The sequence below is a fragment of the Lacipirellula sp. genome (assembly GCF_965279485.1).
In the GTDB taxonomy this organism is placed as follows: Bacteria; Planctomycetota; Planctomycetia; order Pirellulales; family Lacipirellulaceae; genus Lacipirellula.
Genome location: NZ_CBDIIC010000001.1, coordinates 542,883 through 555,485, shown reverse-complemented (window position 1 = coordinate 555,485; position 12,603 = coordinate 542,883). Strand labels below are relative to the sequence as shown.

14 protein-coding genes are annotated in these 12,603 nt (G+C 61.4%); 7 read left to right on the top strand and 7 right to left on the bottom strand.

Going from position 1 to position 12,603, the window contains the following annotated elements:
* Positions 1–620: 620 nt before the first annotated feature.
* On the bottom strand, positions 621–1,076 hold the full coding sequence (locus ACQY7R_RS02350; protein ID WP_428303996.1) for a PEP-CTERM sorting domain-containing protein: 456 nt from the start codon (positions 1,074–1,076) through the stop codon (positions 621–623).
* A 413-nt stretch (positions 1,077–1,489) separates the two neighbouring features.
* Here ACQY7R_RS02350 and ACQY7R_RS02345 point away from each other — a divergent pair, with 413 nt between their 5' ends.
* Both ACQY7R_RS02345 and ACQY7R_RS02340 read left to right on the top strand, forming a co-directional pair.
* Positions 1,490–1,807, top strand: coding sequence for a hypothetical protein (locus ACQY7R_RS02345; protein WP_428303995.1), 318 nt, complete (start codon positions 1,490–1,492; stop codon positions 1,805–1,807).
* Positions 1,808–1,951: 144 nt separating this feature from the next.
* Complete coding sequence (locus ACQY7R_RS02340) at positions 1,952–2,173, top strand: hypothetical protein (protein WP_428303994.1); 222 nt, start codon at positions 1,952–1,954, stop codon at positions 2,171–2,173.
* Positions 2,174–2,698: 525 nt separating this feature from the next.
* Here the strand turns inward: ACQY7R_RS02340 and ACQY7R_RS02335 are convergent.
* Complete coding sequence (locus ACQY7R_RS02335; RefSeq protein WP_428303993.1) at positions 2,699–3,187, bottom strand: PEP-CTERM sorting domain-containing protein; 489 nt, start codon at positions 3,185–3,187, stop codon at positions 2,699–2,701.
* A 264-nt stretch (positions 3,188–3,451) separates the two neighbouring features.
* On the opposite strand from ACQY7R_RS02335, the gene ACQY7R_RS02330 reads away from it, so the two are divergent.
* A complete protein-coding gene (locus ACQY7R_RS02330) occupies positions 3,452–4,120 on the top strand; it encodes a DUF2306 domain-containing protein (protein WP_428303992.1) in 669 nt (222 codons plus the stop codon).
* On the opposite strand, the gene ACQY7R_RS02325 is transcribed toward ACQY7R_RS02330, so the two are convergent.
* From ACQY7R_RS02325 to ACQY7R_RS02310, 4 genes are read right to left on the bottom strand one after another with little or no spacing between them, the layout of a single operon-like run.
* Positions 4,085–4,876: a DUF1559 domain-containing protein gene (locus ACQY7R_RS02325; RefSeq protein ID WP_428303991.1), complete on the bottom strand. Its 792-nt coding sequence runs from the start codon at positions 4,874–4,876 to the stop codon at positions 4,085–4,087. The two genes, ACQY7R_RS02330 and ACQY7R_RS02325, sit on opposite strands and share 36 nt — an antisense overlap.
* Positions 4,877–4,923: 47 nt before the next feature.
* The gene (locus ACQY7R_RS02320; RefSeq protein ID WP_428303990.1) at positions 4,924–5,709 is read right to left on the bottom strand and encodes a DUF1559 domain-containing protein; all 786 of its coding nucleotides are present in this window, start codon (positions 5,707–5,709) and stop codon (positions 4,924–4,926) included.
* A 56-nt stretch (positions 5,710–5,765) separates the two neighbouring features.
* Positions 5,766–6,593, bottom strand: a complete 828-nt coding sequence (locus ACQY7R_RS02315; protein ID WP_428303989.1) for a DUF1559 domain-containing protein — start codon at positions 6,591–6,593, stop codon at positions 5,766–5,768.
* An 18-nt stretch (positions 6,594–6,611) separates the two neighbouring features.
* The gene (locus ACQY7R_RS02310) at positions 6,612–7,412 is read right to left on the bottom strand and encodes a DUF1559 domain-containing protein (RefSeq protein WP_428303988.1); all 801 of its coding nucleotides are present in this window, start codon (positions 7,410–7,412) and stop codon (positions 6,612–6,614) included.
* A gap of 196 nt (positions 7,413–7,608) precedes the next feature.
* Between ACQY7R_RS02310 and ACQY7R_RS02305 the strand changes: the two genes are divergently transcribed.
* The 3 genes from ACQY7R_RS02305 to ACQY7R_RS02295 all read left to right on the top strand — a co-directional run bounded on the left by ACQY7R_RS02305 (position 7,609) and on the right by ACQY7R_RS02295 (position 11,195).
* Complete coding sequence (locus ACQY7R_RS02305) at positions 7,609–8,142, top strand: hypothetical protein (protein ID WP_428303987.1); 534 nt, start codon at positions 7,609–7,611, stop codon at positions 8,140–8,142.
* Between the two features lie 287 nt (positions 8,143–8,429).
* Complete coding sequence (locus tag ACQY7R_RS02300) at positions 8,430–10,304, top strand: phosphodiester glycosidase family protein (RefSeq protein ID WP_428303986.1); 1,875 nt, start codon at positions 8,430–8,432, stop codon at positions 10,302–10,304.
* 117 nt (positions 10,305–10,421) lie between these two features.
* Positions 10,422–11,195 carry a DUF3050 domain-containing protein gene (locus ACQY7R_RS02295; protein WP_428303985.1) on the top strand — a complete coding sequence of 258 codons (774 nt, stop codon included), beginning with the start codon at positions 10,422–10,424 and terminating at the stop codon, positions 11,193–11,195.
* A gap of 121 nt (positions 11,196–11,316) precedes the next feature.
* On the opposite strand, the gene ACQY7R_RS02290 is transcribed toward ACQY7R_RS02295, so the two are convergent.
* Positions 11,317–11,724, bottom strand: a complete 408-nt coding sequence (locus ACQY7R_RS02290) for a winged helix-turn-helix domain-containing protein (protein ID WP_428303984.1) — start codon at positions 11,722–11,724, stop codon at positions 11,317–11,319.
* Between the two features lie 233 nt (positions 11,725–11,957).
* Here ACQY7R_RS02290 and ACQY7R_RS02285 point away from each other — a divergent pair, with 233 nt between their 5' ends.
* On the top strand, positions 11,958–12,491 hold the full coding sequence (locus tag ACQY7R_RS02285) for an MgtC/SapB family protein (RefSeq protein ID WP_428303983.1): 534 nt from the start codon (positions 11,958–11,960) through the stop codon (positions 12,489–12,491).
* Positions 12,492–12,603 lie beyond the last annotated feature (112 nt).

Genomic DNA, 12,603 nt, shown 5'->3' with positions numbered 1-12,603 from the left:
TCGTATCTAAGGGCTCCAAGTAAACAAAGCCTAGTAGCGAGGCGCCTAGCAGCATGCAAATCGTCAAGCGAATCGGATTGATGATGTTGTCCCACTGCGAGTCGTAAGTGATCCTCGCCAGCAAATCATGTAATCTGGCGACTCCCAGCAGCAGGGCAAAGCAGAAAACTAGGATCGCCGGCATTGAGCCGAGCGTACCACCAATGGCCGCGGCGGCTGGCGAGGCGTACACGATCGTGTCAACTATCCCAATGCGCTTCATTATTGCAACAGTATATCGCTCCCGGTGACCAAACGCCCCCCGAGTATAGTAAAACGTCGGCGAGCAAAGCACTTAATGTGGTGATTGAGACTGTCAGCGAGCACGGGGTCAGCGGTGAGAGCGGATAGCGGTGTCGTATGCGGGGATCAGGACGCTAAGCAAGTCCCCAACAAGGAAGGCGACGGCGAATACGATTATCCATTCCCAGCCGATTGGTTTTCTGAATCTCATGCTCTGCATTCCAACCGCCGGCTCGTGCTAGAGTGCAGTCCAACCGAGACCGAACCGACACGTTTTCGTTGACGTCGAGCAGAAAAGCCCGGGAAGTGCGTGGGGCGGGAGCGGGACCTAGGGAGTGTTAACTACGGCGGCGGAGCGCTGCGAGGGCGAGTGGTACTCCGCCAACCAACGCAAGAGTCGAGGGCTCCGGAATGTCGGCAACGTAAGTACGGAAGGCGTAGCCTTGCACGGTGTCCCATCCTCCCCACTTCTCGTAGCCAAACCCGCTTAGATAGAAAGCGTCGCCGCCGTCGTAAACATGGTCGAAGTAGCATGCCAACTGGACCGGTTGAGCCGCGTTTTGGCGGTTACCGACCGCGATAGCGAACTTGTCGCCTACGGAGACGGGCATCGCAACGTCAATACCAGCCCACGTAAAATCGCCGCCGAAGGAGTCGCCAGTTTTTAAGAGATCGATCGTGGCAGAAGTAATTCGGTCACTGAGCAATTCGCTTGGGCGATCGTCATTAGTGACGGCGAGGAGGTGAAGTTCGACCGACACGCGTTCCAGGTCGTTGTCGGGTCGTATAGCCAACTCAACGCGGGACAGTATGCCTGACCGTCCCACAGTGAAAACTTGCGCCGGCGCGGGTGCAGACGCGAAGCCCGAGTGAAGTCGCTCGACTGCTTGGTCAATCGTGCCAACTGGACTGGCAAAGCACTGCGCAGAGGTGTGCAAGAAGAGCACGAGAAGAAGTTGTCTCATTAGCCTCTAGCTCCCGTGTTGTTCCCCCCACGGTCAGCTCTGGCTGAGCATAAGAAGTTCGGAATGCTGAGTCAACGGAATTTTGGATACCCCTGTGTTTGTTACCCCTAACCTTTGGAGACCCGCCAATCGCAAGCTTAAGCGAAGGCGCCGAAGGGCGTCGCATCTATTTCAAGAGCGCGAATGGTTCGCGGCCGATTATCTATTGCACTCGGAGGACTAAGAAGCAGTCTGAGGGCGTAATGCGGCGCCTGAACGACCTGGAGCGTTGCCGAATCGATGGCAGCATACCGGCGGCGGCGACGGGCGTTTCGAGCGATGGCCGCGAGATATGGGAACTGACGCGCGACTATCGGCTTTCCTTGTGGGCGACCGGCGCGTTGGGGGCGTTGCTGTGGTGTTTCTACTGCGCGACGGCGGCAGGCGTCGGAGTCGTTGCGGCGGCGGTCGTCCCGGTGATTTGGCTTATTGACTTCTGGCGGTCGCAGTGGGTGCGGCAGGTGTTCGTCTATCCGCTCGCCGATTCAGCAGCGGCCGGTGCTGCGGATTCGCTGCGGTGATCCGCATGGCGGCGACGCCGCGACGAGGCACAAATTTCTGAACCTGAAGCGGATCTTATCTTCACCTCACCGGGGTCTCAGCCGGCTGGGCGATGATTCATGCAGAGTTGATTGGCAACTCTCTGTGAGTCAAAGGAGCCAGCCATGCGTCACACGTCGCCCCAGCAACTTTCGTCGCCCGCCCACCAATCGCCGGAACGGAGCCTCGCCATCGCGACGGCGATCGCCTGCCTGATCGCGGTCGCGTGCCGGTTGCTGGCCCGGCTGATTTCCGACCACCACGCGGAGCTCGACGGCTTTATTTTCCTGGCCGCGATCATCGCGACGCTCGGGGCGGGACTGCTTGGCGCGGTGGTCGCTCTGTAGGGCGCCGCCGCGGTAAGCTTTGAGCATAGTTCGGTTGGCGGCCGCATCCCTAGCCCCGGGCTCCGCCCGGGGGTTGTTCTACGCGGGGCGAAACGTCACGGAATGGTTAGTAACCCCCGGGCGGAGCCCGGGGCTAGTTGTTCGCCGCGAGCCAGTGCTAGTGTGAATTCAGAGCAGCGCTTTCGCAACGCTGAGAGCGAGCAAGACGCCGGCTGAGACGAGTAAAGCGGCGCCGGTGCGCCCAAACAACGCACCCAACGCTAGTATGGGCCAGCAGGTAACGGCGAGCACTTGGAGACAGTGCAAAAGGAGGACTCCGTCGAACAAATTCGGAGCCCAGTGGGAATCTCGGAGATCTCCGACGACGAGCTGAGTCAGGCCCGCGGCGACCCAAAACGTTGCTAAAAGTGCGTTTTGCAGTTTGAATCGAAAGCGGCTGCTCAACTGCGAGACGATGCTAAAGGCCATCCGCACCTCGAGGTTACCTACTTCGCTCCGCTATTGGCGGAGTGAGTATCGCCCGCCCTAAGCAACTTGTCGAGAGCAGCGACGGACCGAAGCGAGCGCAGTCAACCCGCAGAGTAAGAGAACTGTCGTCGCGGGTTCGGGAACTTGAATAATCGTCCCCTTGCGTAACGCCACTGCGTTATAAGGATCGTAGTAGCTTAACTCTTCGATCGGCGTTCCTGGAGGAACAAGTCCGCGAAGCAACACTGAGTCTAAGTTGAACTCTCGCGGCCAGAGAACAAAGGTTTCACGCGGGGTCATGCGGAGGTACTGTGGAATCAGCGGCTGCGATGGGAAAAAGTCGATCGAAGCAATTGAATAGTTGACGTCGAAGAGGCTAGACGCTGAGAAGATGTGGAAACTAGTCAGGCGAGGTCCGCTCATTCCTTTGACGCGCACGTCTCCCGTCGCGGGATTATATTCTGCGTAGGCGGGCGCCTGCGCCGACGCCGTCGGCAGGTTGAGGAACGCGAAGAGAGCAGAGAGAACGAGAAGAGAGGGCCGCATCGCTTGGACTCCGGCGTGGATCGGCATTTGCGAACGAAAATCATCATACAATTAATTTCTGGAGTATCAAGAAGCATTTCGTGACCGCAAGCAGCGGTGAAGTTTCAGCGTTGAGCCGCGTATCGGCAGCGTTCCCGGAAGGGGCGGTTGGCGGTAGGCTGGAGCACGGAAGAGGCGAGAACGACGGTTGAACTACGGGCTTCCCAATCCCCAAACTGTTCGAAGCGCGTCGGCTCGTGCGGCCGGCTCAGTGAGAGCGCGAACTTGAAACGAATTATCGCCCTGCTGGCCTCGCTGCTGATCGTTAAAGTCACGATCGGCGTCGTACTGAACTACGGCGACTATTTTCCGGTTAGCTTCCGCGCCGACTTTTTGTTGGGACGGGCCTCGTATTTCTTTGGCGCCTACTCGTGGGCGTTTTATGCCCACATCGTCACGGGGCCGGTGACGTTGCTGTTGGGGCTGCTATTGGTGAGCGAGTGGTTCCGTCGACGGTGGCCGCGCTGGCATCGGCGGCTGGGCAAGCTGCAGATCGCGCTTGTGACGCTGGTGCTCGCGCCGAGCGGGGCGTGGATGGCTTGGTACGCGCAGTCGGGAGCGGTTGCGGGCGCCGGTTTTTTTGCGTTGGCAATCGCCACCGGCGCTAGTGCGTTGTTAGGGTGGAGCGCGGCCGTGCGGCGAGACTTCGCAGCGCATCGACGATGGATGTGGCGCTGCTTCTTGCTGCTCTGCTCCGCGGTGACGCTGCGGCTGGTCGGCGGACTCGCCGTGGTGGCGAAGTTCGACCAGGGGTGGATCTATCCGGCGACGGCGTGGCTGAGCTGGCTCGTGCCGCTGGCGGCGTTTGAAGTTGTTGAGATGGTGCGCGGCCCTGAGCGGGCGTCGCGCGAGACGCAGCTATCGCTCGGGGATAGCGGCGTTGTCGTCAGCTGAGACTGTGATGAGCGCGCGGCGGGCGTCGTCGTCAAGCAAGCTGTGGAGGAGTTGCGAATGACCGTCGGCGAAGCCGGCCATCATCACCGCGCCGGCCTGCTGACCGTTGCCTGAGTGCTGCGAGTCGCTGACACGACCGAATTCAAGCAGGACTTTCTCGTCGGCGTCGTAGGGCGACATCCAAGGGACGGCTTTGCCGGGAGGCGCGTCGATGAAGATGACGGTGTTCGAGCTGTCTTCGAGTTCGCCGTGGGAGATCGACGTACCTGCTCGTAGGACGCTGTCGGGCGTCACGAGTGCGAGGTAGGTCGTGAGGTTCCCCGCGTTTTTTACCGCTGAAGGGAGGGCCGGGCACTGATAGAACGAGAGCGGCGTGCTGCACGCGGCGGCGTTCACCGGATCGTCCCACGGCTTCGTCAGATCGATTGAATCGTAGAGTCCCTGCTGCTCCATGTAGGGCAAGATCAGCGTTCGCCAACTATGCAGCGGTTTGCCGTTGGCGTCGGTGGTGTACGCGGGCGGGAAGCGGCCGTGCTCAGACTCGTAATTCGAGAGCCCCAAATAAATCTGCTTTGTATACCCGTGGCAGTCGTTGAGGAGGGCATTGCGCATCGCGCTGCGGAATCGTGGAATGAGGACGTCAACGGCGACGAAGATGATGGCGAGCCCGGCGACGATTGCCAGAGCGGTTGTCCATGTGGCGCGTACCTGACGCTGGAGAACTTGATCGTCGGCGGGCGGGGGAGTCGTGGTCATCGGCTGTCGCGAGTTGCTGCTATGTTTTCGAATGGGGGGCGTGCCACTCACTTATCGATGGCGTCGTCGTCATCGGCTGAGACGGTCATCATGGCCCGAAGGGAATTGGGAGCGACCCCCTTGGGAATCGCCGCGCCACGGCCATCGGCGAACATCGCGAGGAAGAGGTTGCTTGGGTGCTGAGTTCGCGGTTCATCGCCCGCGAAGATGCTCAGTGCAGTCGCCTCGTCGACGTCTTCCGGCGACATCCAATGGACGGCGTGTTGTTTGGGGGCGTCGATGACAAGGAGCGTGTGGCCGGCGACTTGCTCGACCTCCTTCGGCGTTCGCGAATCAGTTGTACGGATCACGCTGTCGGGGCCGACGACGGCGAGATACGTCGTGAGCGGCGATTGGCCATCGCCAAAGTCGACTCTCGGGCACTGGTAGCACTCGAGTATTGCGCTGGCTGCTCTCGCGTTACTTGGATCGTTCCACGGTTTTCTCAGATTGATCGTTTTGTAAAGCGCTTGCATCTCCATGTGAGGAAGAATGAGCGTTCGCCAACTGTGAAGGCGATTCCCTTCCGCGCCGGTGGTGTAGGCGGGTGGAGAATGGCCATGTTGCTTGGCATAGTTTTCGAGGCCGATGCTGATTCGCTTGAGGTTCTCAAGGCAAGGGTTGCGGACAGGTGGCACTCGACCGGCGATGAATATCGGTAGGGCGAGCAGGGCGATCAGTGTGCAGATCGCTAGTAAAGCAACTAACTCAACGACGGGTGTCTTGCGACTGCGAGGTGAATTTAACTCCCTGCGCGACGCCTGCTGCTCTTCGCTCGGCTGGTTTGGGCTCATCGAGAGATCCCTGTTTTTAAGTAGCTATGAGCTGTTGGTGAGTTGCGTCTCTGTCGCTATCGGGGCGAGTCGTTGGCGTCGGTTGGTTGGGCTGTCTGCGATTCTTCCGTGGAGGTAGTCGCGTCGGGGGAGGCGTTCAGCATCGCTTGAAGGACGGCTTGGTCAGTCTCCTTCGAAATGGCAGCGACGTGATAATCGGCGAACAGACCCAGGAGAATGCTGCCGGCATGCTGCAGTTGTGCATTGTCGCTGTTCAGCATTTCCGACAACTCCGTTTCGTCAGCGTCTTCCGGCGACATCCAGTGGACGGCTTTTTCTTTAGGAGCGTCGATAACGAGTAGTGCGTTGGCGGCAACCTTTTCGAGCTCTTCGGGCGTCCGGGAATTGGCGGCCCGGATCGCGCTCTCCGGGGTGACGACGGCGAGGTACGTTGTCAGCGGCGACTTGGGATCGTCGAAGGCGAGCGAAGGGCATTGGTAGCATTCAACGACCGCGCTTGCGGCTTTCGCGTTGGCGGGATCGTTCCAAGGCTTCGTGAGGTCGATTGACGGGTATAAGGGCGAGCTTCCGTAGTACGGTAGGACAAGCGTCCGCCAACTGTGGAGCCGGTTGCCGGCTGCGTCTGTCGTGTAGGCGGGCGGATAGTGGCCATTGACTGAGGCGTAATTCTGAAGCCCAAGGCCGATTTGCTTAAGGTTGTTGAAGCAACTATTGCGAAGGGCCGCTTCGCGACTGCTTCTCACCGCTGGCAGCAACATCGCAATGACGAGGCCGACGATGGCGAAGAGGGCAAGGAATTTGAGCACGGGAGTTAGCCAATCGCGACGAGGCTGCAACTCGTTGCGGGGAATTTGGCGTTCGTCGTTTGGCTGGTCTGCGTTCATCGTAACCAATGGCCGTGGTTAGTACGTTTGCTCGTCAGTCGAGATGGCGCCGTCGTCGTCCCGCGAGACAGTGATCATCGCACGCAGTGCTGCTGGGTCGAGCGTTGGTTGCAGCGAATGGTAACTGCTATCGGCGAAGAGCGCGTTCGCGACGTCGCCGCTGTGGTGCGAGCGGTATTCCTCGCCGCTCCAAGCCGCGAGCAGGCTTTCCGCATCGATGTCCTCGGGCGACATCCAGTGGACCGCTTTTTCCTTGCGGACTTCGATGACCATTAGCGCGTGGCGAGTGACGTCGCCAATCTCTTCCGGCGTGCGGGATTCGCCGGCGCGGATGACGGTGTCGTCGCCGACTGTGGCGAGGTAATTCGTGAGCGTCGCGTCCTCTTCATCGCCGGGGAGGGAGGGGCACTGGTAGACGCCTATCGTCTGTTTCGCTGCGAGAGCATTGGCGGGGTCGTTCCACGGTTTCGTAAGATCGATGCTTTTGTAGAGCGCTTGCTGCTCCATGTATGGCAAAATGAGCGTTCGCCAGCTGTGGAGGCGGTTGCCGGCGTCGTCGGTGGTGTATGCCGGTGGATAGCGGCCATGCACGTCGGCGTAGTTGTTGAGCGCGAGGCCGATTTGCTTGAGATTGTTCAGGCACTGATTCCGACGGGCCGCTTCTGGGGCCGAGCGAGTGGCGGGCAGCAACATCCCCACGGCTACGACGACCAGGGCGATGGCGGCGAAGACCTTGAGCACCGGCGTGAGCAGATCGCGAGATGGTTGCAACTCGCTGCGCGGGGTTTGCCCTGTTTCAACTGGTTGGTCGGCGTTCATGGATTAGATGAATTCGAGGAGCGATTTTGGGACGCGTACCGCGCGAGGAGAGCGTTGCGGCGCCGGCTCCATCATACAACCGCATGCCTGAAAATCGATGGCGGAGTATACTTCTAGCGACGCTGGCGAACGTCGGGAGTGCGCAAGCTTGGCGTTCCTGCTTATTGGGCGTGGTTCTCTAATCGAAGGTTTAGTCATGCGAAGAATTTTGATTGCGGCGGGAGTCTTAGCGATTGGTTACCTGGCGGGCGGAATGCCTGGCGTCGCTGAGGAGGCCAAGCCGATCGATTTGGCGAGCGCGCCGGCGGGCGATGGAAATACCTTGATGGGGATGCTCGGCCCGTGGGCGTATCCGGGCGCGACGTGGGTTGAGGGCGCCGAGATGGCGGATGGCGGCAATCCCAAACTCCAGTCGGTGAAATGCAAGACGGTGCTCGTGACGCCTGATTCGTTTGAAGATGTAACGAAGTACTACGCCGAGAAGCTGAACATTGATAAGAAGGGAAACGATGCCGTCAAGAAGCCGCAGTTGGGCGGCGATGGCGGCCGGTCGGTGACGGTCATCAACGACAGCGTTTTCGACGAGGGTGATGAGCGGCCGGTGAAACTGCAGGTCATCACGGTGAACAAACCGGAATCGTCAACGACGCTGGTGATTAGCCGGGCGGCGGAGGAGCGGGAGACGCATATCGCTTGGTCGCATTTCAAGCGCGTGGGCGGCGAGAAGTAAAGCAGTCGGGAGTCGTCGGGCGGTAGGCAGAGTTCCCGCGACTGGCAGCGGGAATAGTCGAGGGGATTGCGGCTGATTGCGATTTAGTTGCAAAAGTTGGTGCAACGGGGCAATCGCGGGAGAACCTTGCTAAACTGTAATGTAAGCCATTTGGCTTCGTACGCAGGGTGGCGCGCCCCTCCGTTTGGCCCGTCCGTTGGAACAGAGGTCGTTTCGCACCGGCCCCGTCGTCGAATTGTCGGCGGCAGGCGCGGTGGGCAGCAGCGGCCGATCGCAGCAGAGCAATGATGCTAGATTCCCTCCGCCGGCCTGCGGGCCGTCTGCGCGTGCTCGCGCGTTGTTGGTTCACCGTGGCGTTGGTCGCGGTGTTCGCGAACGCCGCCCGCGATTGTTGGGCCGCGTTGCCGGCGTGGTTGGCGCCGATCACGCAGACTTCCGAGCCGTTCATCGGCGTGACTTATTACCAGATCACGCAGTCGCTCAACTCGCCTACGCCGTACGTGCTGCCGCGCGAGGTGTCGCTGCACATCGTCGAGATCGATCCGACGGCGCCGGGCGTGTCGTTTTTAGGAACGCCTGGCAACGGGACGACGGAACTCGAATACACGCGCCGCACCACCAGTTCTTTCGTCAATGCGAACGATCTCGCCGTCGGCATCAACGGCGACTTCTACGACACGAGCACGGGCATCAACACGAACGTCATCGGGCTCGGCATGAGCAACGGCGAGGTCGTCTCCGCGGCAGCGAGCGGCTGGCATTCGTTCATCACGCGGGCGGACAACACAGCGACGATCGTTTCGAACGGAACAGTTCCGGCGAACGCTTGGAACGCGGTGAGCGGCAACCAACGAATTGTCACCAACGGCGTCAACGTGGCGCCGAACGACACCTACACCAACACGCTGAACCCCCACACGGCGGTTGGCATCGGCGCGGACGGCAAGGTGTTTTTCATGGTCGTCGACGGGCGGCAGGGCGATTTTTCGAAGGGGATGTACACCAGCGAAATGGCGAACATCTTCATCGACTTCGGCGTGCGGAACGCGATCAACCTCGATGGCGGCGGGAGCAGCGCGCTAGTGTTCGGCGACGGGACGGGCGGCGCGGCGCGAACGATCAACAGCCCTTCCGACGGATCGTCGGAACAAAGTCCCGGCGGCGAGCGATCGGTAGCGAATCATTTCGGTGTCTACGCGATGCCGAATCCGAACTATGTGCGGCTGACGTCTCCGCCGCGGCCGGGGACGCCGACGCCCGATCCGCTGATCACGACGCTGACGGTGCTCGATGGGTTTGACGGCAACGAAGGCCGCTACGCGACCGCGCCAACTTTTAGCGGAACGAACCGCGGCATCGCCGCCACGACGACGGCGGACTACTCGACCGAGGCGGCGCACCAGGGCGCTGGCAGCGAGAAGCTGACGATCGTGCGCGACGCTCAAGACGTCGAGGGGCGGCTGCGGTTTCTTGCCGGCGGCGGCACGCCTGCCAACAATCGCGTCACGGTGGGCTCGCAGCAGCGGGCGATGGGCACGACGGGGTTCGTCGGCTTCTTTCTCAAAACGGACGACGCTGGGCTAACGGTAAATATTGGGCTCGACGACGGCTACCGGCTCGGGACGACCGGGATGGAGATCAGCACGGCGTTGCCGGTGATCGCTGACGGCAAGTGGCATCTTTACCAGTGGAATCTTGCTGACGCGAATCTGTGGAGCAATTTCACGGCCGGCAACGGCACAATCAACGGGCCGAATTCGTTCATCGATTCGATCTTCATCAACGGCGGGGCGCCGAATCAGACGTCGGTGGTGTTCCTCGATACGGTGGCGTACAACCCGGCGGGGAATCTCAATTCGCTCATCGTGCCGGAGGTGTTCCGTCCGGCGGATTTCAATCGGGATGGTCGAATTGATGGCGGTGATTTGACGGTTTGGCGAAATTCATTCGGCTTCAACGCCAACGCCGATGCAAACGGCGACGGCGTGACGGACGGTGCTGATTTCCTCCTATGGCAGCGCAGCGCGGGCGCACCGGGGGCGGAAGCCGCAGTGTTAAACGTCCCGGAGCCTGTGGCGAGTTTGCTGGGGACGACTGGAGCGGTGGGGCTCTGGGCGAGGCGACGGCGCAACGGGGCGGGGAGCGGTGCGCCCTCGGTTTGAAGAACCGGGGGCTAAAAAGCGGGCGTTGTCGTGGTATCTTCAACGGCTTGGTGCGACGGCGTGGCCGCGCACTGGGCCGTTTTTCGTTTGTACTTCCGCTGAACCCTTGGCCGTTCCATGCCTGCCGTTGATTCGCTGCAAGAACTTCAGTTGCGGCTGTTGCCGCTTCGCACCACGCTGCTCGAACATCCCCTGTACCGTCGCATCGACGGTGCCGCGGCGTTGCGGACGTTCATGGAGCACCATGTGTACGCGGTGTGGGATTTTATGTCGTTGCTCAAGGCGCTCCAGCGGCAACTGACGTGCGTCGAGATTCCGTGGCGGCCGACGGCGGACCCCGCGGCGGCGCGGTTGGTGAACGAGATCGTGCTGGGGGAAGAGACCGACGAGGATGGCGAAGGTGGCTATGCCAGCCACTTCGAGCTCTACCTGCGGGCAATGCGCGACGCCGGTGCGAATACCGCGTCGATTGAGAAGTTTGTGAAGCACATCGACGAGGGCGCGGGGCTGGAGACGGCGCTGCAGGTGGCGAAGGTTCCCGCGGCGGCGGCGGAATTCGTCGAAGCGACGTTCCACACGATCGAGCAGGGGAGCTTAAGCGGGCTGGCGGCGGCGTTCACATTTGGGCGTGAAGATTTGCTTCCGAGCGTGTTCGAGAAGATCGTGGCAGAGGCCAATGCGACGGCGGGCGGATTCGGACGGTTCGAATTCTATCTCAAGCGTCACATCCAACTCGACGGCGACGAGCATGGGCCGATGGCGGCGCGGTTGGTGCGGTCGCTCTGCGGAAGCGACGCGGAACATTGGCGGCAGGCCGAGGCGGGGGCGCTGGCGGCGCTGCGAGCGCGGGTGAAGCTGTGGGACGGCGTGTTGCAAGCCGTGGGGACATAAAGCCGCGGCCGTTGGCCGCGGGCCTTTTGCGGCGCAACTGCAGCGCGCAAAACCCGCCGTGGGTGGAATGTCGCGGGGCAACGCCGTTTTCGGATCGCTCCGGCGGGTCGTTGACCCGCGGCTACTTCAGGGTGACGGTGGGCGTCTTCTTGCTGGCGTCGAGTTCGACCTTGTCTTCGCGGGCGAGCCAGCCGAGCGCGAGTAGCACATGATCGGCGGGAGCGGCGACGGCCTTCTTGAGCGCGGCGAGCGTGACGCCGCCGTTGTCGTTCGCGGAGAGGGCGCCCCAGACTTCGCCGGCGACGTGGCCGATCTCTTCAACCGTCAACGGGCGGACCGACGCCGACGATGCAGCAGGGGCAGCGGCCTTCTTCTTGGGGGCAGGAGGCTTGGCGGCTTTGGCGGGCTTAGCCTCGGCAGGTTCATTGAACAACGTCTTCGGGGCAGCGGCCGGCTTGGCAGCGCTCTTCGCCGGCTTCGCGGCGGCGGGCTTTTCTTTCTTCTCGTTCGATGCTTGTTTCTTGGCCACGGCAGTTTCTCCCCTCGATGCGCCGGCAAACCCACCCCAAGCTGCCTGGCATGGCTAAATGGCTCACTCCAACAGATCAGGAGTATACGGGGGACGGCCAGTCCGGCTCAAGCATGTTCATCAGCGAGATCCCGCGGCACGCGATTCGCTTTTGTCGTAAGCTAAACGCGGATATGGCAGGTGTCTATTTGCGGCTTTTTCAGTGGCCGGCGTCCAGGGAGAACGACAGACCGATGGTGCAAGAAATAGTCGATGCGATTGCGGGCGAGTTCAATGATTTAGCGGATGCCGGGCAGGCGGCGGTGGTCGTCTTTCGGCTGTTTCTCGCCGCCATGCTGGGCGGAGCGCTCGGCTATGAGCGCGAGAGTGCCGGAAAAGCGGCGGGCGTCAGAACGCACATGTTGGTCGCGATCGGCGCGGCGATGTTTCTGATGGCGAACACGCTCGCGGGCGGGGGCGGGCCGGAGAACTCGCGGATTATCCAAGGGCTCGTCGCCGGCATCGGGTTTCTGGGCGCCGGGGCGATCGTTAAAGGGAAGACGAATGAGGAGATTCACGGCCTCACGACGGCGGCGAGTATCTGGACGACGGCTGCGATCGGCATGACGGCCGGATTGGGGCACGCGTCGACGGCGATTCTTAGCACGTTCTTTGCGCTGGTGATTCTGGCGGTGATGCAGCGGTGGTGCGGGGGCCTGCATCCGAATGGGCAGGGGCATCGGCATGGCGGGGGACGGCGCGAAGCGGATGCGTCGGAGAGAGAGTAGGCGAGCGCTGGGTCGGGGAATGTTTGGGGCGACGTTGTTTTTGGGCGCTCCGGCGGGTCGTTGACCCGCGGCTACTTTGAAGTGTGGTATACGCGCATAAAAAACCGCCGAG

What these genes read in the sequence shown, in the direction of transcription:
- ACQY7R_RS02345 (WP_428303995.1), top strand. Translation starts at nt 1,490, where the DNA reads ATGCGGCGCCTGAACGACCTGGAGCGTTGCCGAATCGATGGCAGCATA.
- ACQY7R_RS02340 (WP_428303994.1), top strand. Translation starts at nt 1,952, where the DNA reads ATGCGTCACACGTCGCCCCAGCAACTTTCGTCGCCCGCCCACCAATCG.
- ACQY7R_RS02335 (WP_428303993.1), bottom strand. Translation starts at nt 3,187, where the DNA reads ATGCGGCCCTCTCTTCTCGTTCTCTCTGCTCTCTTCGCGTTCCTCAAC.
- ACQY7R_RS02325 (WP_428303991.1), bottom strand. Translation starts at nt 4,876, where the DNA reads ATGACCACGACTCCCCCGCCCGCCGACGATCAAGTTCTCCAGCGTCAG.
- ACQY7R_RS02320 (WP_428303990.1), bottom strand. Translation starts at nt 5,709, where the DNA reads ATGAGCCCAAACCAGCCGAGCGAAGAGCAGCAGGCGTCGCGCAGGGAG.
- ACQY7R_RS02315 (WP_428303989.1), bottom strand. Translation starts at nt 6,593, where the DNA reads ATGAACGCAGACCAGCCAAACGACGAACGCCAAATTCCCCGCAACGAG.
- ACQY7R_RS02310 (WP_428303988.1), bottom strand. Translation starts at nt 7,412, where the DNA reads ATGAACGCCGACCAACCAGTTGAAACAGGGCAAACCCCGCGCAGCGAG.
- ACQY7R_RS02305 (WP_428303987.1), top strand. Translation starts at nt 7,609, where the DNA reads ATGCGAAGAATTTTGATTGCGGCGGGAGTCTTAGCGATTGGTTACCTG.
- ACQY7R_RS02300 (WP_428303986.1), top strand. Translation starts at nt 8,430, where the DNA reads ATGCTAGATTCCCTCCGCCGGCCTGCGGGCCGTCTGCGCGTGCTCGCG.
- ACQY7R_RS02295 (WP_428303985.1), top strand. Translation starts at nt 10,422, where the DNA reads ATGCCTGCCGTTGATTCGCTGCAAGAACTTCAGTTGCGGCTGTTGCCG.
- ACQY7R_RS02285 (WP_428303983.1), top strand. Translation starts at nt 11,958, where the DNA reads ATGGTGCAAGAAATAGTCGATGCGATTGCGGGCGAGTTCAATGATTTA.